Consider the following 26,586-nt stretch of genomic DNA (forward strand, 5'->3'; position numbering starts at 1 on the left):
ACCTGCGCGCCCACGGCGTCGACGTCGTCACGATCGGCCAGTACCTGCAGCCGTCCAAGCAGCACGCACCGATCGACCGCTGGGTGCACCCCGACGAGTTCCGCTGGCTGCGCGAGCAGGGCGAGGCGCTCGGGTTCGGGTCGGTCTTCGCCGGGCCGCTCGTGCGCTCGAGCTACCGGGCCGACGAGCAGCGCCACGCGGCCGAGACCGGCACCGGCGCGGTCGCCTACTGAGACGCCGAGGGCCGCCCTCTCGGGCGACCCTCCGCTGGATGGAAGCTCGAGATCGCTAGGCCGACGTCAATCGTCGAGGAACGTCGCGAGCCAGTCGAGATCATCCTCCTGGTCGATACGGTACGCGCCGTCGGTCCCGGTGCAGTTCGGGGAGATCCCGAACGAGTTGACGGCGACGATCGTCGTCTCGTCCTGAACGAAGAACGGGCCGCCCGAGTCACCGAAGCACGTGCCGCCCCTGTGGGGGCCGCCCTTGTTGTTCGAGAACACGGCGGACGTCCCCTCCGGAACACCGTAGGTTCCCTTCAGGTTGACCAGCTTCACGGTGGCCTTGTACCGCACGTCGCCGCCCTCGACACCCGTCGGCAGCACCTTGCTCAGTCCGTAGCCGACAGGGGTGAACAGCGACTGGTTCTTCCCGTTCTTGAGGTAGCCGTCGAGTTGCCCGAGTTCGGGCAAGTCCCCGTACTCGACCATCGAGACCGGAGCGTCGAGGACGACCACGCCGAGGTCGTAGAGGAGGAACAGATCCGGGTCGTAGTCCGGATGGACGTACGCGGTCCCCGGGTGCCAGTCCGACTCGCCTTCGAGCCACACGAGACGGTCGTCATACCGGTCGTCGTTCTCGTCCCGGTCGTAGTCACTGCTCAGCGGGAAGCCGTCGTAGTCGGGCTCCCCCTCGAAGTTGACCCAGATCTCGGTGCCGCCGTCCCCCACACCGTCGACGCAGTGCCCAGCAGTGACGACGACCGTGGGCGAGAGAAGCGTCCCGGTGCAACTGGCCCATGCCCCGGGGTCGTCGAAGCGATCGTCGACCTCGTCGGGCAGGTAGAACAGCAGCTGGCCGACGTACGGGTGATCCTCGCCGTCCGGCACGCCGTTCGTGATCGCCGCCGCGGGCAGCGCGAACATCGCGAGCGCCACGGCCGCGCCGACCACCAGCAGCGACGCGGTGACCCTGAATCGACTCATTGCCTCTACCCCCAATCCCCGGTTTCCGTCGGGTCGTGCGCGTGCCGGGACGACACGTCACGAACCCGGCCGATCCTCTCCCCAGAGGCCTCGGCTGTCCGCATCCTACCCTCCAAGCGGAGAACTTCCTACCCCCCAGCGGAGAACTTCAACGCCGGACGAGAGCGGGCGGGGTTCTCCCCCGCCCGCTCTCGGAACGTCGGATGACGCCCGTCACCTACTTCTTCGGCTTCACCTCGATCTTCTTCGGCTTCACCTCGACCTGCGCGAAGCCACCCGGCGTGATGCTCTTGACACGAATCGTGGTGCCGGTCTTCGGCACCTTCACGCCCTGCCACCCGGGCTGGTAGCGGCCGTCGTGTGAGCCCGTGCCCGCGTGCACGTCGGCCTCGAACCACCAGTCCTTCGTGTCGTCGAAGACCGGGACGGCCGGCTGCGACGGGATCACCGTCGGCTCACCGTCCTTGTGCACCGTGATCGAGTCGGTCCGCTGGAGGCCGAACGTCGAGTCGTAGGTCACGATCCGCGGCCGGATCAGCTGCCCGTCGTACCAGTGATGGAACGTCGGATGGGCGTCGATCGGAAGGAGCAAGCCCTCGCCCGGATGATCGCCCACGCCGTTGTCCGCCTGCGACGTGTCCCAGTAGCTGATCAGGACGCCGTCCTGGTAGGGGAAATGCTCGACCCAGTCGGGCCTGCTGTTCAGGAACCCGAAGTTGTACGCGGTCTGGAGCGAGTCGTCGTCTCCCGCGTACTGTCGGTTCTCGGCGAGGTAGGCGTTGAAGTGGAACGACGTCTCCTCGCCCGTCGTCACCCGGAACCCGTCGAACGTCCACCCGGCGTCGGTCTCGGCGCCGTCCGTCGGCTGTCCGGGGATCTCGAGCTCGTCGACCATGAACCCTGGTTCGGTGACGAAGCCGTCGGTCCAGTAGCGGAACCCGATCTCCACCGTCTGGCCGGCGTACGCCGAGAGGTCGGCGGTCAGGGATACCCAGCCACCGGATGCCCCGGTGATCCCGTACCCGAAGTTCTGGCCGTTCGGGTTGTCGGAGGTCGAAGCACTGGTCTCCACCTCTGCCCCGTCGACCGTCAGGTACGCGTAGTCCCAGTCGGTCTCGATGTCGAAGTTGACCCGTGCGTTCAGCTCGAGGTCGCCCGAGCCGGGCAGCGTGACCGTCTTCGTCATCGAGTTGTCGAGGTCGTTCCCCGCATCGGAGTAGTAGAAGTGGTCGCCGGCGAACGGCTCGGCGATCGTCGTCTGGACTTCCTTGTCCGGAAGCACGACGAAGAGCCCCTGCGCCTGCTTCGTGTTGAACTCCGCCGGGCCCAGCTTGTGCTCCGACTTCCGGCCGGCGAAGGCGACCTCGTAGTTGAGCCAACCGAGCTGGAACTTCTCCCACGCGCCGAGGTCGACCGGGTCGTCGCCGATCCCGTCGGGCCCACCGTCGCCGATGTTCGCGCCCGACGACATGAGCGTCCAGAACCCGGTCGAGTTCTCGGCGCCGCCCGTGTTCCCGGACGTGTCGTAGAGATCGGGGAGATCGAGGTCGTGCGCGTACTCGTGAACGAACACGCCAAGACCGCCGTTCTCGGGCTGGATCGTGTAGTCGCCGACCCAGACGCCCGTCGGGTGCTCGGTCAGGGTGGCGACGGCGTCACCGCCGAGACCCGTTCCCGAGAGCGTGCCGACGGCCCCGATGTTGATGCCGCCGAACGGGACGATCTGTCCGTCGACCTCGGGCCCCGTCGAGAAGAGCGGGTTCTGCTGCACGTACCAGCGGTGGCTCCAGATCGCGTCGTCGAGTTGCTGCCGATCACCGGCAGCCTGGTCGCCGCCGGCGTGGACGATCTGGAAGTGATCGATGTAGCCGTCCGGCTCGTCGAAGTCGCCGTCGCCGTCCCAGTCGTATCGATCCCACTCGTCGAACGTCTTCAGGTAGTCGGTGATCTCGCCCATCGACATGCCCTCGTCGAGCCGGTCCTCGACCCACACGTTCATCGCGTGCGAGATCAGCCACCACGTGTTCGAACACACGATGTCGCCGCAGAAGTCGCGGCCGTACCGCGCCGCGTTGTGCGGCACCCGAACCCACTCTGCGACCTCGCCCTCGACGGAGTACCGACCGGACGACTGCCGTTCGTAGTACTTCGCCATCCGGTCGAAGTACATGTCCTCGTAGTGGGCGCGGTCGAAGTCCTTCTGCCACAACGTCGTGTTGTCGTCGGCACGATCTGGCTCCCAGATGGAGTTGTGCCGAGGGCCGTCGGGCTCGACGGCACGACCGTCCGAGCCGTCGCCGACACCGTCCGGATAGGCCGGGTGACGGATGTCGCCGAACTCGGCGATGACGACGAACACGCGATCCGTGTCCTCGCGGGCGAGCTCGACGTACTGCCCCTTCGCCACCTTCCCGACCTTCGCCCCGGCGGGGATCTTGCCCTGGAGCTTCAGCTCGAGCGCCTCCTGGCGACGCGCACGCTGCTCCTCGCTGAGCGGCGTGCCAAGGTCGTGTGGGCCGGCCTGTGGCTCTCCCGGCGCCTCGACTGCCGTCGATGCGCTCAGGGCGCCCGCGGGAATCGCGAGCGCGAGCACAGCGGCACCGAGCATGCCGACTCGTGCCAGTCTCGTCATCGTGTCGTTACTCCCCTCGTCTTCGAGTCAGGCAGCCCCGGAAGGCCGCGAGAATGGCGCAACGCTACTGCATTCCGCGCCCGAGATCGACGTCCTCCGAAGCGGGAAGACGGGGCGAGGAGAGCACCGATCCCTCGGGCGGCTCGACCCGACGTCGCGCGGCGGCCGCCGCCCGCGGCGGGCTAGCCGTGCGGCTTGGCCATCGCGTGGTAGTCGAGCGCCTCGTCGAGCACGCTCTCCTCCACGCCCATCTCGCGCGCGAGCTCGCGCAGCGAGCGGCCCGTCGCCGCGGCCTGCTTGACGAGCTCCGTCGCCTTGTCGTAGCCGATCACCGGGTTCAGCGCCGTCGCGGCGGACAGCGTCAGCTCCGCGTAGCGCTCGCACTGCTCGCGGTTCGCCTCGATCCCGTCGACGCACTTCTCCGCGAGGAGGCGCGACGCGCTGGCGAGCAGCGAGATCGACTGCAGGAGGTTCCGCGCCATCAGCGGGATGTAGACGTTGAGCTCGAAGTGGCCGTTCATGCCGCCGATCGTGATCGCGGCGTCGTTGCCGATCACCTGGGCCGCCACCTGCGTCACGACCTCCGGGATCACGGGGTTGACCTTGCCCGGCATGATCGAGGAGCCCTTCTGCAGCTCGGGCAGGAAGAGCTCGCCGAGCCCCGCGCGGGGGCCTGAGCCGAGGAAGCGGAGGTCGTTCGCGATCTTCGTCAGCGAGACGGCGACGACCTTGAGCGCGCCGGACGCCTCCACGAGCCCGTCGCGCGCCGCCTGCGCCTCGAAGTGGTCGGCGGGCGCGGAGATCGTGAGGCCGGTCTCGCGCGACAGGTACTCGCGCACCCGCGCCGCGAACTCGGCGTGCGTGTTGAGGCCCGTGCCGGTGGCGGTGCCGCCGAGCGGGATCTGGCCCAGCCGCGGCATCGCGTCCTCGACCCGTGCGAGCCCCTGGCGCACCTGGGCGGCGTAGCCGGCGAACTCCTGGCCGAGCGTGACCGGCACCGCGTCCATCCAGTGCGTCCGCCCCGACTTCACGATGTCGTCGAACTCGTGGGCCTTCCGCTCCAGCGACGCGGCGAGGCGCTCGAGCGCAGGCAGCAAGTCGTGCGCGACCTCGCCGAGCGCGGCGCAGTGCACCGCCGACGGGAAGACGTCGTTCGACGACTGCCCCATGTTCACGTCGTCGTTCGGGTGCACGCCCTCGCCGGCGAGCGACGCCATCACCTCGTTGGCGTTCATGTTCGAGCTCGTCCCCGACCCGGTCTGGAAGACGTCGATCGGGAACTGGTCGTCGAACTCGCCTGCCGCAACGCGGTCGCCCGCGGCGGCGATGCGCTCGGCCTTGTCGCGGTCGAGCAGCCCGAGGTCGGCGTTCGCCCGCGCGGCCGCCGCCTTGATCCGCCCCAGCCAGTGCGCGACCGCGGCGGGGATCGGCTCCCCGGACACCGGGAAGTTGCCGATCGCCTTCTCGGTCTCGCCGCCCCAGAGCTTCTCGCCGGCCATCGACCCCGAGTCTAAACCTGCGCGACCGGCGCGCGGAGGTGAACCGCACGCGGCCGGCGAGAACGGCCCGCTGCACCCGCTCGCGATCGACGACGCGCAGCCGTCCTGGCAACCGGAGGGGGACCACCCGCACACGGCGACCTGAGGTCTCCCGCCGACCCCGGCCTGGGAGGCGACACAGGAGGCGCTCGCCGACCGGCGTGGCGGGCGCACGAGCTTCGAGCACCTGACGCGACGCTCGCCGCTCTCGGCCGGTAGCGCTGCCACACCCACGACCTGGCGGGGACACCAGACCGCCCCATACGGCAGAACGACCCGCCCGACGTGATCGGGCTCCGTGACCGCTACGGCGCGCGGTCCTCGGGCGGCTCCTCGTCGTGCTCGAACTCGCCGTACACCTCGCGCGGCGTCGCCGTGGGCAACCCGGGGACGATCTCGCCGTCTCCGCCGCCGACGAAGACGTCCTGCCTCACGCCCCCGATGTCGTGCTCGAGGAGCTCGCGCTCGTACTCGTCGTGCGCCTCGGCGACCTCGCGCTCCTGCTCGGCCGCCTCGCCAACCCACTTCGCGCGAAGGGACTCCAGAATCCGCATCGAGATCCTCCTTCCACCGTCAGGATCGTGGATCCGCCGCGGCCCTGCATCAGTGGGGAGCACACGCTCGGCGCGCCGAACTACGGATCCCGGCGAAGGCCGGAGATCGCCGGGCTATGCGCCCCGGGCGGCACCGAGGAGCGCGTCCCAGGTGCAGAGCTTGACGCGGGGACGACCGTGCGGCTCGCCGGCCGCACGCTCCGCCGCGTCGATCGCCTCCCAGCCCGCCTGCGACACGACCTCGACCCCGCGCTCGGCGAGCAGGGCGTCGACCGCCGCGGCGTCGGCCCCCGACGGCACCAGCGACCCGTCGGCGACGTCGGCGAGGAGCGCGGCGACGGTCTCGGTCGCGTCCTTCTTGTTGGTGCCGATCACCCCCGTCGGCCCACGCTTGATCCAGCCGGTGCAGTACACGCGGGGGAGCGGGCTCCCGTCGTCGGCCAGCGCGCGCCCGCTGTCGTTCGGGATCGTCCCCCGCGCCTCGTCGAAGGGGACGCCGGGGATGCCGACCCCGTGGTACCCGACGCTGCGGAAGACGATGCCGCAGGGGATCGTCTCGCGCACGTCGGTCGGCTCGGCGCGCAGCACGCCGCGCTCGTCGGGGACGAGCCGGTTGCGGACGATCTCGACGGCCTCGACGCGCCCGTCGCCGCGGATCTCGACCGGGGATGCGCAGAAGCGGAGCCGAAGCGCGCGCGGCTTCCCCGACGGCTTGCGTTCGGCGTAGGAGCGCAGCACCTCGAGGTTCCGCATCGCGTGCGTGTCGCCGGCCAGGTGCTCCTCGCTCGCCGCGTCGAGCTCGAGCTCGGCGGGGTCGACGACGACGTCGGCGCCCTCGAGCTCTCCGAGCTCGAGCAGCTCCGGAGTCGTGAAGGCCGCCTGCACCGGGCCGCGCCGCCCGAGCATGACGATCTCGCGGATCCCGGCGCCCACGATCGCGGCGATCGCGGCGTCCGTCGTGTCGGTCGGCGCCAGCTCCTCGTCGGTCAGCGCCAGCATCCGCGCGACGTCGACCGCGACGTTGCCGTTGCCGACGACGATCGCCCGCTCGCACGAGAGGTCGAACGCGAGGTGCTGGAAGTCCGGGTGGCCGTTGTACCAGGCGACGAACTCGGTGGCCGGCCACGAGCCCGGGAGGTCCTCGCCCGGGATCCCCAGGCGCCGGTCGGTCTGCGCACCGAACGCGTACACCACCGCGTCGTAGAGGGCGACGAGCTCCTCGTGCGACACGTCGCGCCCGACGTCGACGTTGCCCAGGAAGCGGAAGCCCGGCTTCTGCGCGGTCTTCTCGAAGACGCGCGACACGGCCTTGATGTTCGGGTGGTCGGGCGCGACGCCGAGGCGGACGAGCCCCCACGGCGTCGGCAGCCGCTCGATCAGGTCGACCTCGATCGGGACGTCGGCAGCGAGGAGACTGCCCGTCGCGTAGAACCCTGCCGGCCCGGAGCCGACGACGGCGACACGCAGCGGAGACTCCCCGGCCATCGCCTCCGATCCTAGCCCGGCGCGCGGTGCGCCACCGTCCGAGCCGACCGCTGCGGAGCACCCCGGCCGGCCGGCGCCGCTCCGCCTCGGCCGATCGTCCCGCAGAAGGATGAAGCGGGGCCTCCGGAGCGCCCGACGGTCCGGGCAGTCGAGCAGTATCGTCGCGGACGGCACCCCGAGGTGGAGGAGGAGCGACCGTGGAACCGACGACCGAGCAGGTCGAGGCCTATCGCCGGGACGGCTTCGTGGTCGTCCCGGAGTTCCTCTCCCCGGAGGAGGTCGAGCGGGTGCGGGAGCACTTCGCGCGCGCCTTCGCACACGAGTGGGAGACCGGCCTGCGGCCGGACGAGGTCAACTACGACCCGGCGTCGACGCCGGCCGACCTGACGCGTCAGCTCTGCAACGTCTGGAAGGCCGACCGCACCCTGGCGACGACCGTGCTCGCCGAGCGCAACGCCGTGTTCGGCGCGCGCCTCGCCGGCCTGCCGGGGCTCCGCCTGATCCAGGACAACGCGATCTGGAAGCCCCCGTCGGGGAAGGCCCTCCTCTGCCACCAGGACGCCGCGTACGTCGCGTGGCTCTCGCCGCCCAACATGACGACGTGCTGGATGGCGCTCGACGACACGAGTGCGGACGCGGGGACGATCTCCTACGTCCGCGGCTCGAACCACTGGCCCCGTGCTCCGGTCGGCGGACGCTTCCACGCCCCCGACGACTGGCTCGCCCACGTCGAGGCGGTGCGCCCCGACGGCGCGGAGGTCGAGCTCGTCCCGATCGAGGTCCCGGCGGGCGGTGCGGCGTTCCACGACGGCTGGACGTTCCACGGCTCGCCCCCCAACGAGCGTGCCGACCGGGAGCGGCGGGCGATCGTCGGCCACATGGTGTCGACGGACACCCGCTGGGCCGACGGCGCGACACCGCACCCGATCTACTCGAAGTACCGACGCCCGGGAGAGCACGAGCTCGACGAGGCCTTCTTCCCGATCCTCTGGCGCGAGGACGGGCATCGGACACGCTGGCTCGAGGAGTGGTGCGCCGACGGCGAGCACGGGGACGGCAGAGCGCACTGACCCCGCCCGACGGACGGGAGGCCCAGGCGCTCGTGCGCAGCCCGGAGCCGGGGCTCGTGGGTGCAGCCGCCGCGCCTAGTGCGAGCAGCCCGAGCCGCAGCCGCCCATGTTGGTGCCCTCGGGCAGCTCCTCGCCCTCTTCCACCTGGAAGGAGTGGCCGCAGCCGCACGAGGAGACGGCGTTCGGGTTGTCGATCTTGAACCCGGACTCGGAGATCGTGTTCAGGAAGTCGATCGTCGCGCCCTGCAGGTAGGGCGCGGAGAAGGGGTCGACGACGACCGGGACGCCCTCGAGCGTGAGCTCGTGGTCGCCACCCGCGGCCCCGAGGTCGAACCCGAGGCCGTACTGGAAGCCCGAGCACCCGCCGCCCTGGATCGCGACGCGGAGCACCATCGACCCGCCGTCGGGCTCCTCGGCGAGGAGCTCGCGGATCTTCTCCGCCGCGGCCGGCGTGAGCGTGAGCAGGGTGTCGGCTGAGCGTTCGGCGATCTCCATGGCGTGATCCTAGCGGACGGGGTGCGTGCAACCGCGGGCACGGCCGGACTTCGTGACAGTTGTTTCCACGTGTTCATCGGCCGTTCCTTCCCCGCTCGTGAGGACCGGTGAAGGTGCTAGGTTCCGCGCCGAGGAGGTCGCGCGACGCATGCTCTCGGACTGGCTCCCGATCCTGTTCTACGCGCTGTTCGCCGCGGCGATCCCGGCGACCATGATCGCGGCGTCGTTCCTGCTCCCCGGCAGGCCGCGCACGCGCACGAGCCAGCGGATGCTGCCGTTCGAGTCGGGCGTCTCCGAGGGCTCGCCGAGCCAGCAGCGGCGGTTCACCGTCAGCTTCTACCTGACGGCGATGCTCTTCATCCTGTTCGACATCGAGATCGTGTTCCTGTACCCGCTGGCGGTGCAGCTCGACGCGCTCGGGTGGTTCGGGCTCGGCGAGTTCCTCGTCTTCATCGGCATCCTCGGCGTCGCGTACGTCTACATCTGGCGAAAGGGCGCGCTCGAATGGCACTAGCGCGGAAGCTGCCGCTGATCTCCGACCGGCCGCTCGCGAGGGCGGGGCTCAACTCGGAGCGGGTGCTCCGCCCCGGGGACGACCCCGGGGTGTTCGAGCGCGAGGTCGAGCAGATCGAGGACGCCCTGCTGCTGACGACGGTCGAGAAGGCCGTCGCCTGGGCGCGCTCCAACTCCGTCTGGCCCGACACGTTCGGGCTCGCGTGCTGCGCGATCGAGATGATGTCGATCGTCTCCTCCCGCTACGACATCGCGCGCTTCGGGATGGAGCGCTTCTCCTCGTCGCCGCGACAGGCCGACCTGCTGATCGTGTCCGGCCGGGTCACCCACAAGATGGCGCCGCCGCTGCGCCAGGTCTACGACCAGATGCTGGAGCCGAAGTGGGTGATCGCGATGGGCGCCTGTGCGTCGTCGGGCGGGATGTTCAACAACTACACCGTGCTCCAGGGCGTCGACAAGATCGTGCCGGTCGACGTCCACGTCCCCGGCTGCCCGCCGCGGCCGGAGGCTCTGATGGAGGGGATCGTCCGGCTGCACGAGAAGATCAACGCGGGCGTCCCGCCCGCGTACCTGATCCGCGGGGTCGCGGAGTGACCGCGGCGTACGAGGGCACACCGGGGCTCGTCGAGACCCGCGAGGCTCACGGCGAGACGACGCTGGTCGTCGACCCGGCGCGCATCGTCGAGGCGTGCACCCACCTCAGGGACGTCGCAGGCTTCAACCAGCTGATGGACGTCGTCGCCGCCGACTACCTCGGCTGGGGCGGGGACGGCGTCGCCGGCTACATCGGCACGCCCGCCGGCCGCGACATCTTCGGCCCCGGCTCCCAGGGCTTCGCGCGCGTCCCGGAGGGGAAGCCCGCCCGCTTCGCCGTCGACTACCAGCTGCTGCGGGTGGGCGACGATCCCGCGCGGGTGCGCGTCCAGGTGTGGCTCGAGGACGGGCAGGGGATCGACTCCGTGATCGGCGTCTGGCCGTCGGCCGACTGGTTCGAGCGGGAGGTCTGGGACATGATGGGGATCCCGTTCCACGGCCACCCCAACCTCGTCCGCATCCTCATGCCGGACGACTGGGAGGGCCACCCGCTGCGCAAGGACTATCCGATCGGCGGCGAGCCGGTGCGGTTCTCGGGGGAGGAGTGACGGCGGTGCAGGCCCGATGAGCGTCCTTCCGGCCACGGCCATCTACGAGGGGACGCGGATCCCGTCGCCGTGTCCCACGATCCTCGAGGTCGACCCGTCGCGCCACGACCTCGACGACATCCTCACCGTCAACTTCGGGCCGAACCACCCGTCGACGCACGGCGTGCTGCGTCTCGTCCTCGAGCTCGACGGCGAGCGGGTGGCAGGGCTGCGCGCCGTGATCGGCTACCTGCACACCGGGTTCGAGAAGACGATGGAGCAGAAGACGTACTGGAAGGGCATCACCTACCCGGCGCGGATCGACTACCTCTCCTTCCAGGCGAACGAGCTCGTGTTCGTGCTCGCGATCGAGAAGCTGCTCGACCTCGAGGTGCCGGTGAAGGCGCAGTGGATGCGCATGTGCCTCTCCGAGCTCAACCGGATCCACTCGCACCTCGTCTGGCTCGGCACGTCCGCGCTCGAGATCGGCGCGATCTCGATGTTCTGGTACGCGTTCCGCGAGCGGGACATGATCCTCGACCTGTTCGAGATGGTCACCGGCGTCCGCATGCACACGCGGTACTTCCAGGTCGGCGGGCTCGCGGAGGACATCCCCGCCGGCTTCTACGAGCAGGCACGGGCGGCCGTGAAGCGGATGCCGAAGGCGGTCGACGAGTACGAGGCGCTGCTCGACCGCAACAAGATCTGGCTCGAGCGGACGAAGGGCGTCGGGCTGCTGTCGGCGGACGACGCCCTCAGGCTCGGGCAGTCCGGGCCGATGCTCCGCGCGTCCGGCGTCGACTGGGACCTGCGGCGCGCGACGCCCTACCTCCTCTACGACGAGGTCGACTTCGAGGTTCCCGTCTACCCGAACGGCGACGTGTACGACCGCTACAAGGTGCACATGGACGAGATGCGCCAGTCCGCGCGCATCGTCGGCCAGTGCATCGACCGCCTCGAGGAGCTCGCCGGGTCGCCGTGGATCGCGGACGACCGGAAGGTGGTGCTGCCGCCGCGCGAGGAGCTGCACACCTCGATGGAGTCGTTGATCCACCACTTCAAGATCGTCACCGAGGGCTACCTGGTGCCCGAGGGAGAGGTCTACGTCGCGATCGAGTCGGCCCGCGGCGAGTGCGGGTGCACGCTCGTCTCCGACGGCGGCCCGAAGCCCTGGCGCGTCAAGTTCCGGGCGCCGAGCTTCGCGGCGCTGCAGGCGACGGCGACCTGCGTGCGCGACTGCCTGATCGCCGACCTGATCGCCGTCGCGGCGTCCCTCGACCCGGTGATGGGAGACGTCGACCGCTGATGGGCGAGACCGCGTTCCACGACCGCGTGCAGGAGCTCCTGGCCGACTACCCGGACCCGCGGTCGGCCGTGCTGCCCGCCCTCCAGCTCGCCCAGGAGGAGCACGGCGGCTGGCTCCCGGAGGAGGCGTTCCGCGAGGTCGCCGACGCCCTCGACGTGACGCCCGCGTACTGCCTCTCGATCGCGTCCTTCTACGACCTGCTGCGGCTCGAGCCGCCGGGACGACACGTGATCGAGGTGTGCACGAACGTGTCGTGCGCCGTCCGGGGCGCGCAGCAGGTCGTGGGCGCGTTCGAGCGGGCGCTCGACGTCGCCGCCGGCGAGACGAGCGCGGACGGCGCGTTCACGCTGCGCACCGTCGAGTGCCTCGGCGGGTGCGGCTGGGCGACGATCGTCGCGGTCGACAACCGGCACCGCCTGCACGTCCAGGCACGGGACGTCCCCGGGATCGTGGAGGAGCTGCGCCGTGACGAGCCCTGAGATCGTCTTCGCCGGCACGAACGGCGGCGCGCTCACGACGTTCGAGGACTACGAGGCCGTCGGCGGCTTCGCCGCGCTGCGGCGTGCGCGCGCGATGAGCCCGGACGACGTGATCGAGGAGCTGAAGACGTCCGGCCTACGCGGCCGCGGGGGCGCCTTCTTCCCGACCGGCCTCAAGTGGAGCTTCGTGCCGAAGCCCGACGTCGTCGCGAAGCCGCACTACCTCGTCGTGAACGCCGACGAGTCGGAGCCGGGCACGTTCAAGGATCGCGAGATCATGCTGCGCGTCCCGTTCCGCTTCCTCGAGGGCTGCCTGATCACCGCGCACGCGATCGACGCCCGGCACGTCTTCGTCTACATCCGCGGCGAGTACGAGCGCGAGTTCGAGACGCTCGTCGACGCGCTCGGGCAGATCCGCGAGCGCGACCTCCTCGACGACGTCACGGTCGTCATCCACCGGGGCGCGGGCGCCTACATCTGCGGCGAGGAGACGGCGCTGCTCGAGTCGCTCGAGGGCAAGCGCGGGCAGCCGCGGACGAAGCCGCCGTTCCCCGCGATCGCCGGCCTGTACGCGTCGCCGACCGCCGTCAACAACGTCGAGTCGATCACGACGGTGCCGCCGATCATCGAGCTCGGCGGCGCCGGGTACGCCGAGCTCGGCGTCGAGAACTCCACCGGCACGCGGGTCTTCTCGCTCTCCGGCAACGTCGCCAACGGCGGGAACTACGAGCTGCCGCACGGGTTCCCGCTGCGTGACCTGATCTTCGACGTCGGCGGCGGGATCCCCGGGGGACGCTCGCTGAAGGCGGTGATCCCGGGAGGCTCGTCGACGCCGATCCTCACCGCCACCGAGGTCGAGCGCGCGACGCTGGACTTCGACTCGCTGACCTCGCTCGGCACCGCGATCGGCTCCGCGGCCGTGATCGTCCTCGACGACCGCTGCTGCATGGTGCAGCTCGGCGTGCGCGTCTCGCAGTTCTACGAGCACGAGTCGTGCGGCAAGTGCACGCCGTGCCGGGTCGGGACGCGCTGGCTGACGCAGATCCTGCAGAAGATCGAGGAGGGCAGCGGGACGCAGGGAGACCTCGACCTGCTGCTCGACGTCGCGGAACGGATCAACGGCAAGTGCCTCTGCCCGCTCGGCGACTCGGACGCGATCGTCGTCGCGAGCTACGTCGACAAGTTCCGCGACGAGTTCCGGGCGCACATCGACGAGGGCGGCTGCCCGCTCGCCGGGTCATCCTCGCTCGAGGGGATCCTGGCGCCGGTCGAGATGCACGAGCGCCTCGTGCACGCCCATGGGCTGGGACGCATCCACACGCACCTCGAGGTGCTGACGTGAGCGGGCCGCGGACCGTGCCCGGCCGGGCGGCCGACCGGGGGGCCGGGCGATGAGCGAGCTCGTCACGCTCACGATCGACGACCGCGAGGTGCAGGTGCCGAAGGGCACGGGCCTCGTCGAGACGGCCGCGGCCGCCGGCATCGAGATCCCCGTCTTCTGCTACGAGCCGAGGCTGGGCCCGCCGGTCGGGGCCTGCCGCATGTGCCTCGTCGAGGTGGAGGGGCTGCCGAAGCTCCAGGCCGGCTGCACGCTGACCGCCCAGGACGGGATGGTGGTGCGCACCTCGGCGACCTCGACGAAGGCCGCGGACGGGCAGAACGCGACGCTCGAGTTCATCCTCGTCAACCACCCGCTCGACTGCCCGGTCTGCGACAAGGGGGGCGAGTGCCCCCTGCAGGACCTCACCTTCCGCTACGGGCCGGGGTCGACGCGCATGACCTTCTCGAAGATGACGTTCGAGAAGCCGATCCCGGTGTCGCCGCTGATCGCGCTCGACCGGGAGCGGTGCATCCTCTGCTACCGGTGCACCCGCTTCTCGTCCGACGTGGCCGAGGACGAGCAGCTGATCGCGCGCAACCGCGGCGCCTACACCGAGATCGCCACCTTCGCGGACGACCCCTACCGGGCGCCCTTCTCGGGCAACGTCGTCGAGCTCTGCCCCGTCGGGGCGCTCACGTCGACGCAGTACCGGTTCCGGGCCCGCCCGTGGGAGATCCAGAGCGTCCCCACCGTGTGCGGCCTGTGCCCCGTCGGCTGCAACGTCACGGTCAACACCCGGGAGGGCAAGGTCGAGCGCGTCCTCTCGCGCAACCACCCGGAGATCGACGGCGGCTGGCTGTGCGACAAGGGCCGCTTCGCGCATCCGCACCTGACGGCGCCCGACCGCATCCTCGAGCCGCTCTCACGACGCTCCGGGGGGCTGGAGCGCGTCTCGTGGGACGCGGCGCTGGACGAGGCGGAGCGCCTCCTGCGCGATGCCACCGGCCACGTCGTGACCGCGCTCTCCGGGACGGAGACGATCGAGCAGGCGTACGCACTCGGCCGGCTGCTGCGCGGCGGGCTCGGCGCTCACTCCGCGGTGCTCCCCGAGTCCACGTCCGATGCGCTCGACGCGTTCCGCGCCCCGCTCTCCACGATCGGGGAGGCGGAGCTGGTCGTCGTCGTCGGCGACGACCCCGTCGTCGACCGTGCCCCGATCGTCGACCTCTGGATCCGTCGGGCGCGCCGGAACGGGGCGCAGGTGATCACGATCGGGGCGCTCGGGGAGATCCGGACCGAGCCGGGGAGCGCCGGGGACGTGCTGCACGCGCTGGCCGACCCGGGCTTCGACCTCGGCGACCGCGTGGACAACGTGGGCGCCGCCGCCCGCGGCTACCTCGAGGGCCCCAGCGCGTCCGGGGCGGACGCCGCCGCCGCGCTCGCCGACCGGCTCCGGGCCTCCGACCGGAGCGTCCTCGTCTGGTCGGGCCCCGGCGGGGGCGGGGGCGCCCGGGTCGCCGAGACCGCGCACGCCCTCGGCTTCGAGGGCAAGCCCGGCTGCGCCGCCTACCACCTGCCGGCCTCGCCCAACGGCGCCGGTGTCGCGCTCGCGTGGGCCGCGTCGGCGGACGAGGACGAGAGCGATCCGGAGCACATCCGGCTGCTCGTCGTCTCGGGCGACGCGGCCGCGGCCTCCCCGGGCGTCCGCGACCTCGCCGAGCGCGCCGACCACGTGATCGCGATCGCGATGTTCCACGAGCTCGCGGTCGGGTGGGCCGACCTCGTGCTTCCGGCGACGGCGATGCTGGAGCGCGACGGCACCCTCCTCAACGTCGAGGGACGGCTGCAGCGGCTCCGCCGGGCGGTCGTGCCCCCGGTGCCCGACGAGCTCGCCTGGGTCGCAGGGCTCGCCGCCCGGTTCGACGTCGAGGTGTCCCCGTACGCGGCCGTGGTGTTCGAGGAGATCGCCGACCGCATGTTCGGCGGCGTGTCGGCGGCCGCGATCGACGGGCGCGCGCCGCTGCCGGCCCGCGGCCCGTACGCGCCGCCCCGGCCGGTCACCGGCGGCCACGAGCCGCACGCGGCGCCCGCGCCCGCCGGCGAGGAGCACCTGCTCGGGACGCTACGGCTGCTCCGCGCGCGACCGCTCTTCTCCGGGCCGGAGGTCGAGCGCGTCGCCGAGCTCCAGTTCCAGCGGCCCGACCGCGAGGCGGCGCTGGCGCCCGCCGACGCGGAGCGCCGCGGGATCGTGACGGGAGACACGGTGGAGCTCCGGTCGAACGGGACCTCCGTCGAGCTCCGCGCCCGTGTCGACCGCCGGCTCGTCACGGGCGCCGTGCGCGTCGCCGACGAGCACGCCGAGGACCTGCACCAGGCCGTCGAGGTGGTGAAGCGGTGACCGTCCTCGCTGCCGCCGAGGCCTGGTGGATCAGCCTCATCAAGGCCTTCGTCGTCATCAACCTCGTGCTCGTCACGTTCGCGTACCTCACGCTCGCCGAGCGCAAGGTGATGGGACGCATGCAGCAGCGCTACGGGCCGAACCGCGCGGGGCCGTACGGGCTCCTGCAGCCGATCGCCGACATGCTCAAGCTGCTGAACAAGGAGAGCTTCCGCCCCACCGACGCGGTCGGCAAGCTCTACATCCTCTCGCCGTGGATCGCCGCCTTCACGGCGCTGCTCACGTTCGCCGTGATCCCGTGGGGGCCCGGCTGGACGATCGCCGGCGAAGAGGTGACCGGGTACGTCGCGGACGTCCCGATCGCCCTCGTGTTCGTGTTCGCGATCGGCTCCCTCGGCGTGTACGGCTTCATCGTCGGCGGGTGGTCGTCGGACTCGAAGTACTCGCTCCTCGGCTCGATGCGCACCTGCGCACAGCTCGTCTCGTACGAGGTCTCGCTCGCGCTGTCGGTGCTCGGCGTCGTGATCATGGCCGGCTCGCTGTCGCTGACCGAGATCGTGGACGCGCAGGTCGACACGATCTGGTACGTGCTTCCCCAGTTCGTCGGCTTCCTCGTGTTCTTCCTCGCCGGGCTCGCCGAGACGGCCCGCGCGCCCTTCGACCTCCCCGAGGCCGAGCAGGAGCTCGTCGCCGGGTACCACACCGAGTACGGCGGCATGCGCTTCGGCCTCTACCCGATGGCGGAGTACGTCAACCTCGTCACCCTCTCCGCGCTCGCCGTCACCCTCTTCTTCGGGGGCTGGCACGGGCCCGAGTGGTTCTGGGCGTTCTCGGGCCCGATCTGGTTCCTCGTCAAGCTCTTCGGCCTGCTCTTCGTCTTCATCTGGATCCGCACCACCGTGCCGCGGCTGCGCTACGACCAGCTGATGCGCTTCGGCTGGAAGGTGCTGCTCCCGGCGGCGACGCTGAACGCGATCGTGACCGCGGTCATCGTGGTGGCGGTGTAGGAGCGTGATCTGATGCAGCCGTTCTCCACGCTCAAGGGCTTCGGGGTCACCTTCAAGCACATCTTCAAGAAGCCGATCACGCAGCAGTACCCGGAGTTCAAGCGCCCGGTCTACCCCCGCTTCCGCGGCCGCCACCGGCTGCACCGTCACGCCAACGGCCTCGAGAAGTGCGTCGGCTGCTCACTGTGCGCCGCCGCCTGCCCGTCGGACTGCATCCGCGTCGTCGCGGCCGAGAACACGCCGGAGCACCGAGTCTCCGCCGGCGAGCGCTACGCGCGGATCTACGAGATCAACCTCAGCCGCTGCATCTTCTGCGGGTACTGCGAGCTCGCGTGCCCGTTCGACGCGATCACGCTCGGCACCGAGTTCGAGCTGTCCGAGTACTCGCGGGACGACCTCGTGTACACGAAGGACGTCCTCCTCGAGCCGCCGATCAAGAGCGTGCCGGTCGCCGATCCCGACCTCTACGACACGCCGCTCCCGGCATACCAGACGGAGAGCTGAGCGGTGGGCAACGTCCTCGTCTGGATCATCTGGTTCGCCGCCGCGGGAGCGTGCATCGGCTCCGGGATCGCCGTGGTCACGCTCACGAACCCGTTCTACTCGGCGCTCTCGCTGATCGGCAACCTCGCCTCGCTCGCCGTCCTCTACCTGCTCGCGTCGGCCGAGTTCGTCGCCGCGGCCCAGGTGCTCGTCTACGCAGGCGCGGTGATGGTGATGTTCCTCTTCGTGATCGCCTACCTCGGAGGGCGCGCCGATGCCCCCTGGGCGGGCGGCCCACCGTGGCTCCGGATCGCCGCCGTCGCCGCGTCGGTCCTGCTCCTCGCCGAGGTGCTCGTGGCCCTGATGCTGAAGGCCGGCGGGCGCCTCTCCGACGAGGCGGCGATCAGCGACGCGTTCGGGAGCCCGGCGGGCATCGGCGAGCTCTTCCTCACCGACCACCTGCTCGCGTTCGAGATCACCTCGATCGTGCTCCTCGTCGCCGCCGTCGGCGGCGTCGTGCTCGGGATGCGCACACCCGGCGAGGACGAGGCGGAGTCCTGATGCTCGGCCCCGGCGTCCCCTGGTACCTCGCCGTCGCCGCGATCCTGTTCGCGACGGGCGCGCTCGGCGTGATGCTGCGCCGCAGCCCGTTGATCGTGCTGCTCTCGCTCGAGCTCATGCTCAACGGCTCGAACCTCGCGCTCGTCGGCTTCTCCCGTCTCTTCGGCGAGCTCGACGGCCAGGTCTTCGCGCTCGCCGTGATGGCGGTCGCCGCCGCCGAGGTGTGCGTCGGCCTCGGCCTGATCGTGACGATGGCCCGCCGCCGACTCGCCCTCGACGTCGACCGCTTCGCGGAGCTCAAGGGATGATCGCCGGCGCCTGGGTCTGCCTGCTCGCGCCGCTCGTCGGCGCCGTCGCCATCACCGCCGCCGGGACACGGATCACCCGCCGCCAGGCGGGCTGGATCGCGACGCTCTCCGTCTTCGTCGCCTTCGCGGGCGCGCTCGTGACACTGATCACGATGCTCGGGAAGGACGCCGAGGACCGCGGCGGCCACTACTCGAACGCCTACACGTGGCTCGAGGCGGGGAGCTTCAAGGCCGACCTCTCGATCCTCGTCGACCCCCTGTCCGTCGTGATGATGCTCGTCGTCTCCGGCGTCGGCGGCCTCATCGTCTGGTACTCGATGGGCTACATGGCGGGGGCGGACGAGGAGCGCCGCTACTTCGCGTACATGGCGCTCTTCGTCTTCTCGATGCTGCTGCTCGTCGAGGCCGGGAACCTCCTCCTGCTGCTCGTCGGCTGGGGTCTCGTCGGCCTCGCGTCGTACCTCCTGATCGGCTTCGACAACCACCGGCCGGCCGCGATCGCGGCGGCGAAGAAGGCGTTCGTCGTCAACGCGCTCGGCGACGCCGTGATGGCGCTCGGCTTCTTCCTGCTCATCTCGAAGCTCGGCACGCTCGACTTCGTCCCCGTGTTCGAGGCGGCCGAGGACGGGGCGCTCTCCGACACCGTCGTCACGCTCGCCGCGCTCGGCCTGCTCGGCGGCGCCGTCGCGAAGTCGGCGCAGATCCCGCTCCACACGTGGCTCCCCGACGCGATGGAGGGCCCGACGCCGGTCTCCGCGCTCATCCACGCGGCGACGATGGTCACCGCCGGCGTCTACCTCATCTGCCGCACGCACCCGGTGTTCGAGGCCGCGCCGGAGGTGCAGCACCTGGCGGCGATCCTCGGCGCGGCGACCCTGCTCGTGGCGGGCCTCGTCGCGCTCGTGCAGCAGGACATCAAGCGGGTGATCGCCTACTCGACGATGTCGCAGATCGGCTACATGTTCCTCGGCGCGGGCGTCGGCGCGTACGGGTTCGCGATCTTCCACCTCGTCACGCACGCGTTCTTCAAGGCCCTGCTCTTCCTCGCCGCCGGCCTCGTGATCCACCATCTCGCAGGGGAGCAGGACATCCGCACCATGGGCGGGTTGCGCCGCTACATGCCGCGGACGCACATCGCGTTCCTGATCGGCACGCTCGCCCTGATCGGCCTCCCGCCGCTCTCCGGCTTCTGGTCGAAGGACGCGATCATCGCCTCTGCGCTCGCGACCGGGGGTGCGCTCGGGGTCGTCCTGTACGTGATCGGGATCGCCGGCGCGCTCCTCACCGGCGCCTACGCCTTCCGCCTGTACTGGCTCGTGTTCCGCGGCGAGCCGTCGCCGCTCGTGCTCGAGCACGCGGAGGAGCACGGCGAGGGCCACGCCCACGGCGCGGAGGACGCCGCGGCGCACGGGCAGCACGCGCACGGCGAGGGGCCGAGCTCGATGCAGATCCCGGTCGCCGTGCTCACGGTGCTCTCCGCGATCGGCGGCCTGATCGTGATCCCGGGCGTCTGGAAGCCGTTCGAGAAGTGGCTCGATGTCGTCACCGAGCCCCTCGTCGAGCCGAGCGTCGTCGAGGACTACGCGTCGAGCGCGCTCGCCGTGGCCGCGGGCGCGCTCGGGCTGTGGGTCGCGTGGCGCGTCGTGCGGGCCGGTCGCGAGCTCGTCCCGTGGCCGTCCGTGCGCACGGTGCTCGAGCACAAGTTCTACTTCGACGAGCTCTACGACCGCGTGTTCGCGCGGCCCGCGCAGCTCCTCGCCGTCCGCCTCCGCGACGACGTCGAGCAGCCGATCGTCCAGGGCTCGCTCGACGAGATCGGCCGGGGAACGCTCGAGGCGGGCGAGGAGGTCGCCCGCGCCCAGTCCGGCCTCCTGCGGATGTACGCGGTCGTCATCGCCGCCTCCGCCGTCCTCCTCGGCGTCATCTTCCTGATCCTCGGGTACCAGGCCTGATCGTGCGCTGACCGATGCTGACCACGCTCCTCATCCTCCTCCCTCTCGCCGGCGCGATCGTCGTCTGGCTCGCGCCGCTCTCGAAGGAGTCGACCGCGGGCCTCGCGCTCCTCGTCGCCCTCGCCGAGGTCGGCCTCTGGGCGGGCGGCGTCATCAACTTCGACTTCGACGGCGGCGCCGTCCAGTACCGGTGGACGCGCAGCTGGTTCGAGGACCTCGGCATCTCGTACGACGTCGGCTTCGAGGGGTTCTCCCTCTGGCTCGCGGGGCTCGCGATCGTCGTCGGCGCCGTCGCGATCGGGTACGGCCTGTGGGTCGAGCGGGAGCGCCCGCGCGCGTACTACGGGCTGATGCTCTTCCTCACCGGGTCGGTGGTCGGCGTGTTCGCCTCCCAGGACCTGCTGCTCTTCTACGTGTTCTTCGAGGCGATGCTGATCCCGCTCTACGTGCTCGTCGGCGTGTGGGGCGGGCCGCGCCGGGTGCGGGCGACGATGACGTTCGTCCTCTACACGATGGCGGGCTCGCTGCTGATGCTGGCGTCGGTCGTCGCCTTCGGGATCGGACAGGGGACGTTCAGCCTCGTCGAGAGCGGCACGAGCGACAACGTGTGGGTCTTCCTCGGCTTCGTCGCCGCGTTCGCGGTGAAGTCGCCGCTGCTCCCCTTCCACGGCTGGCTGCGCGAGGCGTACACGCAGGCGCCGCCCGAGGTCGCCGCGGTCCTCTCGGGCGTCGTCTCGAAGACCGCCGTCTTCGGGCTGATCGTGATCGCGGCCCGCCACTTCCCCGAGCCGCTCGACGACCTGCGCACGGTGCTCCTCGTGCTCGCCGCGGCGACGCTCGTCTACGGCTCGCTGCTCGCCTTCCGCCAGCCCGACGTGCGCGGCGTCGTCGCGTACTCGTCGATGGCGCAGATGGGCCTGATCCTGCTCGGGGTGTTCGCCGTCACGGACATCGGGCTCGACGGCGCCGTCCTCCAGTCGGTGAACCACGGGCTCGTGAGCGCAGCGATGTTCCTGCTCGCGGGGATGGTCGAGCAGCGCTGCGGCACCGGCTCCTTCTCGGCCCTCGGCGGGATGGCGAAGGGACGGCCGATCCTCGCCACCGTCGTGATGACGACGGGGATGATCGTGCTCGCCGTCCCCGGGTCGGCGACGTTCGCGGGTGAGTTCGCGATCCTGAGCGGCGTCTTCGACCGCGGCTGGGGCTACGCGGCGGTGGGCGCCGGCGCGATCGTGATCGGCGCGCTGTACGGGCTCCGCCTGATCTCGGGGATCCTCCACGAGGCGCGCGGCTCGGCCGTCTCCGACGAGCAGCCGGACCTGCGGGCCGGCGAGCTCGCGATGGTGCTGCCGCTCCTCGCGTGCCTGATCGTCCTCTCGGCGTGGCCGGCGGCGGTGAGCGGCACGAGCTTCCCGGCCGACGAGGCCGAGGTGATCGGGGTGGTGTCGGAATGAGCGTCCTCGCCTCGACGATCTCGACGCCGAAGGTCGACTGGCTCGCCCTCTCGCCGACGCTCGCGCTCCTCGCGGCGTCCGCCATCTGCCTCCTCGGAGCAGTGCTCGTGCCCCGCCAGAGCAGGCGGCTGTTCTCGGCCACCGTCGCGTTCGCCGGCTTCGTGGCCGCCGCGATCTTCGCCTCCGACGTCTTCGCGGAGACGCCCGATGCGATCTCGGTGATCGAGGACTCGATGACCCGCGACCGGCTCGCCGGCTACGCGCAGGTGCTGCTCGCCTGCGTCGGCGCGGCGGCGGTGCTCGTGTCGTGGGGCGACCGCCGTCGCAGCCACCTCGGCGAGTACTACTCGCTGCTCACCGCGGCCGGCGCCGGGATGGTCTTCTTCGTCGGTGCCGGGAACCTGATGACGCTCTTCCTCGGCCTCGAGTGGTTCTCGATCTGCCTCTACGTCCTCTGCGCCCTCGAGGCAGACCGCGAGCGCTCGCTCGAGGCGGGCCTGAAGTACCTCGTCGTCGGGTCGTTCGGCTCCGCCGTGCTCCTCTTCGGGGCCGCGCTCACCTACGGCGCGACGGGCGAGCTCGGGTTCTCGGCGATCCAGGCCGCCGACGCGGCGAACGACCCGCTGTTCGTCAGCGGCATGGCGATGATCGTCGTCGGGCTCGCGTTCAAGGCGTCCGCGGCGCCGTTCCACATGTGGACGCCGGACGTCTACCAGGGCGCGCCGACCCCGGTGACGACGTTCATGGCCGCGGCGACGAAGGCGGCGGCGCTCGTCGTCATGCTCCGCGTGCTCGTCGTCGCCTTCCCCGAGCAGGACGAGATCTGGACGATCACGGTCGCCGTGCTCGCCGTCCTCTCGCTCGTGATCGGGAACCTCGCTGCGCTCGTCCAGGACGACCTCAAGCGCATGCTCGCCTACTCGTCGGTCTCGCAGGCCGGCTTCATGCTGATCGCGATCGCCGCGAACTCCGAGAGCGGCGGCGAGGCGCTGCTCTACTACCTCGTCCCCTACGCCGCGGCCTCGATCGGCGCCTTCGCCGTCGTCGTCGCCCGCGAGCGCGAGCTCGGCCGGTCGGTCGGGATCACGGAGATGGGCGGCTTCGGCTGGGAGCGGCCGCTCTACGGCGTGGCGATGTGGGTGTTCATGCTCGCCTTCGCCGGCTTCCCGCTCACCGGGGGCTTCCTCGGCAAGTTCTACGTCTTCTCCGCCGCCTACGAGGCCGGCTGGTGGTGGCTCGTAGTGATCGGGGTGCTCGCGACGGCGGTCAGCATCGCGTACTACCTGGGCGTCGTCCGCGCCATGTACATGCGGCCCGACGCGACCGTGAGCGAGACCGGCGAGGTCGCGGTGACCGGTGGGTCGCCTCCGGTCGACCCGGCGCTCGCGACGGCGGTCGCGGCCGCGGTCGCCGTCGTGATCGGGTCGTTCGTCTTCGTGCAGCCGCTCGTCGACCGCGCCGCCGAGGCGATCGCCCACCTGCCGTTCTAGGACGCGCGGCCCGCGGCATGCCGTCGGCGCGCCCGCCCTGTTAGCGTCCCTCCCGTGGCGACGACGCTCACCTGGCTCGGGCACGCGGCGCTCCGGCTCGTCACCGCCGCCGGGACGCACGTCTACGTCGACCCGTTCCTGACCGGCAACCCGTCGTGCCCCGGGGAGGAGCGCGAGCCGGAGCGGTGCGACCTCGTCGTCGTCACCCACGGCCACGGCGACCACGTCGGCGACACCGTGCCACTCGGGAACCGGTTCTCGTGCCCGATCGTGGCCCAGGTCGAGCTGCGGCGGTGGCTCGTGGCGCAGGGCGCGTCCGACGACGGGATGGCGCACTCGATCAACAAGGGCGGCAGTGTCCGGCTCGGCGACGTCGTGGTCACCCTCACGCACGCGCAGCACTCGTCGAGCACCGCCGACGGGACGTACGCCGGGGAGTCGTGCGGCGTCGTCCTGCAGCCGGACGACGGGCCGACCGTCTACGTCGCCGGGGACACGAACGTGTTCGGAGACATGGCCCTGATCGGCCGCATCTACCGTCCGGAGGTGGCGGTGCTCCCGATCGGCGACCACTTCACGATGGGGCCACGCGAGGCCGCGGTCGCGGCGGAGCTCGTGGGCGCGTCCCGCGTCGTCCCCTGCCACTACGGGACGTTCCCGATCCTCAGCGGGACGCCGGAGGCGCTGCGGCCTCTCCTCCCCGCCGGCGTCGAGCTGCTCGCGCCGGCCCCTGGAGAGCCCCTCGACCTGTGAGGCCCGTCGCGACCTATTCGATCTGCGCCTGCGACCTCCACGCGGGGCAGTGGGGCGTCGCGACGCAGTCGAAGTTCCTGGCCGTCGGGTCGGTCGTGCCCTGGGCGGCCGCAGGCGTCGGAGCCGTCGCCACGCAGTCGTACGCGAACCCGCGGTACGGGCCCGAGGGCCTCGCACTGCTCGAGGGCGGCCTCTCCGCGGAGGAGGTCGTCGAGCGCCTGACCGCCGCCGATCCCGATCGCGATCTCCGCCAGCTCGGCGTCGTCGACGCCGCCGGCCGCGCCGCGACGTTCACCGGCGACGGCTGCCACGGCTGGGCGGGAGGCCGCGTGGGGGACGGGTACGCCGCCCAGGGGAACATCCTCGTCTCCGCCGACACCGTGGACGCTCTCGCGACGACCTACGAGACGACGGCGGGGAGGCCGCTCGCCGAGCGCCTGCTCGACTGCCTCGACGCCGCGCAGGCGGCCGGCGGCGACAGGCGTGGCCAGCAGTCGGCGGCGCTGCTCGTCGTCGAGCGGGACGGCGGCTACGGCGGTCTCTCCGACACGCTCGTCGACCTTCGCGTCGACGACCACCCGCTCCCCCTCGAGGAGCTGCGCCGGCTCTCGCGGATCCACCGGCTCCTCTTCGGCTCGACACCACGCGAGGAGTGGCTTGCGATCGAGGGCCCGCTCGCCGACGAGGTGCGCGACCGCCTGCAGCGACTGGGGTATGCGTCGCTCGTCGAGTGGGCCGGCGTCGCGAACCTCGAGGAGCGGGTCGACGGCGAGGACACGATCGACCCCGTCGTCCTCGACGAGCTGCGGAGCGCGTCGTGAGCGAGCGGTACCGGGCGCTCACGGTCGCCGACGCCGAGTCGATCGCCGCGCCGGGACAGCCCTTGTGGCGCCTGCTGCGGGCGACGCTCGGCGCGGAGGCGTTCGGCGTGAACGCCTGGACCGCGCGAGATCCGGGGCAGGTGGTGATCGGGGAGCACGACGAGCTCGGCCTCGGCGCCGCGGGGCACGAGGAGCTGTACGTGGTGCTCGCCGGATCGGCGACGTTCACCGTCGACGGCGAGGAGGTCGAGGCGCCGGCGGGGACGCTCGTGTTCGTCAAGGATCCGGCGGTGACGCGGTCGGCGATCGCGCGCGAGGCCGACACGACGGTGCTCGTGATCGGCGGCACCCCGGGGAAGGCGTACGAGGTCGCGCCGTGGGAGCGGAACGCGCGGGTGCTCCGCTTCTGGGAGACCGGCGACTGGGAGTCGGCGATCGGGGAGCTCCGCGACCTCCACGCCGCCGAGCCGGGGAGCGCCGGGATCCTCTACAACCTCGCGTGCGCGGAGGCCCGCGCGGGGCGGCGGGACGACGCGCTCGAGCACCTCGCGGCGTGCGTCGAGATCTTCCCGCCCTTCGCCGACAACGCGCAGACGGACGACGACCTGGCGTCGATCCGCGACGACCCGCGCTTCCCGGGCCCACCGCGTCCCGCGGACTGAGTCCGAGCGGCTGCCGTCGCCCCGGCCTTCTGCCCGAGACGGACGTCGCCGTCAGGCGTCGCCCGGGAGCCGCAGGCCAGCTGCACGCGCGCGCAGCGCGGGCACGGGATCGTGCCCGGGCCTCGCCACGAGGAGCACCGCGGCCGGCTCCGGCCCCGCGAGCGCCCCGACGAGGAGCTCGAGGCCGACGGCGAGCGCGAACGCCTTGTGGGCGTGGGGCCCACCGAAGGGCACGAGCTCCTCGGGCCGCGCGGTGCCCGCGAGGACGTCCCCGTGGGTGACCGCACCCATCGACACGTCGCTGACGGCGGGCTCGCCGTCGCTCGACGGCACGGCGATCGCGAGCGGGTTCGTGCCGGTGAGGGGCGGCCCGCCCTCCGGATGGGGAAGCCGGCGGGGCGACGTCGCCGTCAGCAGCGCGATCAGCCCGCCCTCGGCGAGCCGCCGGGCCCAGAGCCCGAGCGCCCCGGTCGGGAAGCAGCGCTCGGCGACGACGAGACGGGGCTCCGACAGCGCGTCGTCGAGCAGCGACCGGCAGACGGCATCGAGCGTGAGGTAGCCGAGGGCGCCGGCACCGTCCCAGCGCTCGAAGCAGGGCTCGGCGGCGACGCGGCGCGGCCGAGCCCGCGGGTCGAACGCCTGGGCCTCGAGCCAGGCGACCCGTGCGAGCCCGTGGCTCGCCTTGCCCCGGCGGTCGGCCTCCGCGAAGTGCTCGACGAGGACGCGGACGTCCTCGGGCGCGAGCCCGAGCCGCCGCAGCCGGCGCTCCGCCTCGGCCTCGGTCACGTCCGGCGCGCCCTCCGCGTCATGTCCCGAGCCTACTTCGCCGACGGCCGGTGGATCGACCCCCGGATGCACCCCCGCAGGCGACGGCCGCTAGAGGATGTCGAGCGGCTTGCGGATCGCGCCCGGGCGCGGATCCCGCACGGCGTCCGCGACGGCGCCGATCGCGGCGGCGGCCTCGCTCTCGGGGGCCGC

General features: G+C 71.6%; 25 protein-coding genes and 1 pseudogene. 19 read left to right on the plus strand and 7 right to left on the minus strand.

Annotation, left to right across the window (positions count from 1 at the left end):
• Positions 1–233, plus strand: a pseudogene (locus AC162C_RS07350) (lipoyl synthase); the annotation flags it as partial.
• Between the two features lie 66 nt (positions 234–299).
• Here AC162C_RS07350 and AC162C_RS07355 read toward each other — a convergent pair.
• The 5 genes from AC162C_RS07355 to AC162C_RS07375 form a co-directional block, all read right to left on the minus strand.
• On the minus strand, positions 300–1,205 hold the full coding sequence (locus AC162C_RS07355) for a S1 family peptidase (protein ID WP_484096979.1): 906 nt from the start codon (positions 1,203–1,205) through the stop codon (positions 300–302).
• 217 nt (positions 1,206–1,422) lie between these two features.
• Positions 1,423–3,813: an immune inhibitor A domain-containing protein gene (locus AC162C_RS07360; protein ID WP_484096980.1), complete on the minus strand. Its 2,391-nt coding sequence runs from the start codon at positions 3,811–3,813 to the stop codon at positions 1,423–1,425.
• 206 nt (positions 3,814–4,019) lie between these two features.
• Positions 4,020–5,336, minus strand: a complete 1,317-nt coding sequence (locus tag AC162C_RS07365; RefSeq protein WP_462972773.1) for a class II fumarate hydratase — start codon at positions 5,334–5,336, stop codon at positions 4,020–4,022.
• Between the two features lie 344 nt (positions 5,337–5,680).
• Positions 5,681–5,929 carry a hypothetical protein gene (locus tag AC162C_RS07370; RefSeq protein WP_462972774.1) on the minus strand — a complete coding sequence of 83 codons (249 nt, stop codon included), beginning with the start codon at positions 5,927–5,929 and terminating at the stop codon, positions 5,681–5,683.
• Between the two features lie 114 nt (positions 5,930–6,043).
• Positions 6,044–7,414, minus strand: a complete 1,371-nt coding sequence (locus AC162C_RS07375) for an FAD-dependent oxidoreductase (protein ID WP_484096981.1) — start codon at positions 7,412–7,414, stop codon at positions 6,044–6,046.
• 197 nt (positions 7,415–7,611) lie between these two features.
• Between AC162C_RS07375 and AC162C_RS07380 the strand changes: the two genes are divergently transcribed.
• Positions 7,612–8,484 carry a phytanoyl-CoA dioxygenase family protein gene (locus tag AC162C_RS07380; protein ID WP_484096982.1) on the plus strand — a complete coding sequence of 291 codons (873 nt, stop codon included), beginning with the start codon at positions 7,612–7,614 and terminating at the stop codon, positions 8,482–8,484.
• Positions 8,485–8,559: 75 nt separating this feature from the next.
• Here AC162C_RS07380 and AC162C_RS07385 read toward each other — a convergent pair whose 3' ends face one another.
• The gene (locus tag AC162C_RS07385) at positions 8,560–8,979 is read right to left on the minus strand and encodes a HesB/IscA family protein (RefSeq protein WP_484096983.1); all 420 of its coding nucleotides are present in this window, start codon (positions 8,977–8,979) and stop codon (positions 8,560–8,562) included.
• A gap of 97 nt (positions 8,980–9,076) precedes the next feature.
• On the opposite strand from AC162C_RS07385, the gene AC162C_RS07390 reads away from it, so the two are divergent.
• From AC162C_RS07390 to AC162C_RS07470, 17 genes are all read left to right on the plus strand, one after another.
• On the plus strand, positions 9,077–9,493 hold the full coding sequence (locus AC162C_RS07390) for an NADH-quinone oxidoreductase subunit A (protein WP_484096984.1): 417 nt from the start codon (positions 9,077–9,079) through the stop codon (positions 9,491–9,493).
• A gap of 113 nt (positions 9,494–9,606) precedes the next feature.
• Positions 9,607–10,086, plus strand: a complete 480-nt coding sequence (locus tag AC162C_RS07395) for an NADH-quinone oxidoreductase subunit B (RefSeq protein ID WP_462972814.1) — start codon at positions 9,607–9,609, stop codon at positions 10,084–10,086.
• Positions 10,083–10,634, plus strand: coding sequence for an NADH-quinone oxidoreductase subunit C (locus tag AC162C_RS07400; protein WP_484096985.1), 552 nt, complete (start codon positions 10,083–10,085; stop codon positions 10,632–10,634). Before AC162C_RS07395 ends, AC162C_RS07400 begins: the two co-directional genes overlap by 4 nt.
• 40 nt (positions 10,635–10,674) lie before the next feature.
• A complete protein-coding gene (gene nuoD / locus AC162C_RS07405) occupies positions 10,675–11,919 on the plus strand; it encodes an NADH dehydrogenase (quinone) subunit D (RefSeq protein ID WP_484096999.1) in 1,245 nt (414 codons plus the stop codon).
• Entirely contained in the window at positions 11,919–12,398 is a 480-nt protein-coding gene (locus AC162C_RS07410) for an NADH-quinone oxidoreductase subunit NuoE family protein (RefSeq protein ID WP_484096986.1), read from the plus strand. Before nuoD ends, AC162C_RS07410 begins: the two co-directional genes overlap by 1 nt.
• Positions 12,385–13,740 carry an NADH-quinone oxidoreductase subunit NuoF gene (gene nuoF / locus AC162C_RS07415; RefSeq protein WP_484096987.1) on the plus strand — a complete coding sequence of 452 codons (1,356 nt, stop codon included), beginning with the start codon at positions 12,385–12,387 and terminating at the stop codon, positions 13,738–13,740. The genes AC162C_RS07410 and nuoF overlap by 14 nt, the downstream gene beginning before the upstream one ends.
• A 49-nt stretch (positions 13,741–13,789) precedes the next feature.
• Positions 13,790–16,117, plus strand: a complete 2,328-nt coding sequence (locus AC162C_RS07420; protein ID WP_484096988.1) for a molybdopterin-dependent oxidoreductase — start codon at positions 13,790–13,792, stop codon at positions 16,115–16,117.
• A complete protein-coding gene (gene nuoH, locus AC162C_RS07425; RefSeq protein ID WP_484096989.1) occupies positions 16,114–17,124 on the plus strand; it encodes an NADH-quinone oxidoreductase subunit NuoH in 1,011 nt (336 codons plus the stop codon). The genes AC162C_RS07420 and nuoH overlap by 4 nt, the downstream gene beginning before the upstream one ends.
• A 12-nt stretch (positions 17,125–17,136) precedes the next feature.
• Entirely contained in the window at positions 17,137–17,628 is a 492-nt protein-coding gene (gene nuoI / locus AC162C_RS07430; protein ID WP_484096990.1) for an NADH-quinone oxidoreductase subunit NuoI, read from the plus strand.
• Between the two features lie 3 nt (positions 17,629–17,631).
• A complete protein-coding gene (locus tag AC162C_RS07435) occupies positions 17,632–18,168 on the plus strand; it encodes an NADH-quinone oxidoreductase subunit J family protein (protein ID WP_462972784.1) in 537 nt (178 codons plus the stop codon).
• Complete coding sequence (gene nuoK, locus AC162C_RS07440) at positions 18,168–18,476, plus strand: NADH-quinone oxidoreductase subunit NuoK (protein ID WP_484096991.1); 309 nt, start codon at positions 18,168–18,170, stop codon at positions 18,474–18,476. The genes AC162C_RS07435 and nuoK overlap by 1 nt, the downstream gene beginning before the upstream one ends.
• Positions 18,473–20,428, plus strand: coding sequence for an NADH-quinone oxidoreductase subunit L (gene nuoL / locus AC162C_RS07445; protein ID WP_484096992.1), 1,956 nt, complete (start codon positions 18,473–18,475; stop codon positions 20,426–20,428). Before nuoK ends, nuoL begins: the two co-directional genes overlap by 4 nt.
• A 14-nt stretch (positions 20,429–20,442) precedes the next feature.
• The gene (locus AC162C_RS07450; RefSeq protein ID WP_484096993.1) at positions 20,443–21,882 is read left to right on the plus strand and encodes a complex I subunit 4 family protein; all 1,440 of its coding nucleotides are present in this window, start codon (positions 20,443–20,445) and stop codon (positions 21,880–21,882) included.
• A complete protein-coding gene (locus tag AC162C_RS07455) occupies positions 21,879–23,372 on the plus strand; it encodes an NADH-quinone oxidoreductase subunit N (RefSeq protein WP_484096994.1) in 1,494 nt (497 codons plus the stop codon). The genes AC162C_RS07450 and AC162C_RS07455 overlap by 4 nt, the downstream gene beginning before the upstream one ends.
• A 54-nt stretch (positions 23,373–23,426) precedes the next feature.
• Positions 23,427–24,125 carry a metal-dependent hydrolase gene (locus AC162C_RS07460; protein ID WP_484096995.1) on the plus strand — a complete coding sequence of 233 codons (699 nt, stop codon included), beginning with the start codon at positions 23,427–23,429 and terminating at the stop codon, positions 24,123–24,125.
• Positions 24,122–24,946 (plus strand): DUF1028 domain-containing protein, encoded by an 825-nt coding sequence (locus AC162C_RS07465; protein WP_484096996.1) that lies wholly within the window; start codon positions 24,122–24,124, stop codon positions 24,944–24,946. The genes AC162C_RS07460 and AC162C_RS07465 overlap by 4 nt, the downstream gene beginning before the upstream one ends.
• Positions 24,943–25,608: a TPR end-of-group domain-containing protein gene (locus AC162C_RS07470; RefSeq protein WP_484096997.1), complete on the plus strand. Its 666-nt coding sequence runs from the start codon at positions 24,943–24,945 to the stop codon at positions 25,606–25,608. The genes AC162C_RS07465 and AC162C_RS07470 overlap by 4 nt, the downstream gene beginning before the upstream one ends.
• Positions 25,609–25,659: 51 nt before the next feature.
• Here the strand turns inward: AC162C_RS07470 and AC162C_RS07475 are convergent, their stop codons facing one another.
• Positions 25,660–26,394, minus strand: coding sequence for an Ldh family oxidoreductase (locus tag AC162C_RS07475; RefSeq protein ID WP_484096998.1), 735 nt, complete (start codon positions 26,392–26,394; stop codon positions 25,660–25,662).
• Positions 26,395–26,586 lie beyond the last annotated feature (192 nt).

The sequence above is a fragment of the Gaiella sp. genome (genome assembly GCF_057140465.1).

Excerpts from the sequence above, each read along its gene's own strand:
- AC162C_RS07355 (WP_484096979.1), bottom strand. The coding sequence starts at position 1,205 with ATGAGTCGATTCAGGGTCACCGCGTCGCTGCTGGTGGTCGGCGCGGCC.
- AC162C_RS07360 (WP_484096980.1), bottom strand. The coding sequence starts at position 3,813 with ATGCTCGGTGCCGCTGTGCTCGCGCTCGCGATTCCCGCGGGCGCCCTG.
- AC162C_RS07365 (WP_462972773.1), bottom strand. The coding sequence starts at position 5,336 with ATGGCCGGCGAGAAGCTCTGGGGCGGCGAGACCGAGAAGGCGATCGGC.
- AC162C_RS07370 (WP_462972774.1), bottom strand. The coding sequence starts at position 5,929 with ATGCGGATTCTGGAGTCCCTTCGCGCGAAGTGGGTTGGCGAGGCGGCC.
- AC162C_RS07375 (WP_484096981.1), bottom strand. The coding sequence starts at position 7,414 with ATGGCCGGGGAGTCTCCGCTGCGTGTCGCCGTCGTCGGCTCCGGGCCG.
- AC162C_RS07385 (WP_484096983.1), bottom strand. The coding sequence starts at position 8,979 with ATGGAGATCGCCGAACGCTCAGCCGACACCCTGCTCACGCTCACGCCG.
- AC162C_RS07410 (WP_484096986.1), top strand. The coding sequence starts at position 11,919 with ATGGGCGAGACCGCGTTCCACGACCGCGTGCAGGAGCTCCTGGCCGAC.
- AC162C_RS07420 (WP_484096988.1), top strand. The coding sequence starts at position 13,790 with ATGAGCGAGCTCGTCACGCTCACGATCGACGACCGCGAGGTGCAGGTG.
- nuoI (WP_484096990.1), top strand. The coding sequence starts at position 17,137 with ATGCAGCCGTTCTCCACGCTCAAGGGCTTCGGGGTCACCTTCAAGCAC.
- nuoK (WP_484096991.1), top strand. The coding sequence starts at position 18,168 with ATGCTCGGCCCCGGCGTCCCCTGGTACCTCGCCGTCGCCGCGATCCTG.
- nuoL (WP_484096992.1), top strand. The coding sequence starts at position 18,473 with ATGATCGCCGGCGCCTGGGTCTGCCTGCTCGCGCCGCTCGTCGGCGCC.
- AC162C_RS07450 (WP_484096993.1), top strand. The coding sequence starts at position 20,443 with ATGCTGACCACGCTCCTCATCCTCCTCCCTCTCGCCGGCGCGATCGTC.
- AC162C_RS07455 (WP_484096994.1), top strand. The coding sequence starts at position 21,879 with ATGAGCGTCCTCGCCTCGACGATCTCGACGCCGAAGGTCGACTGGCTC.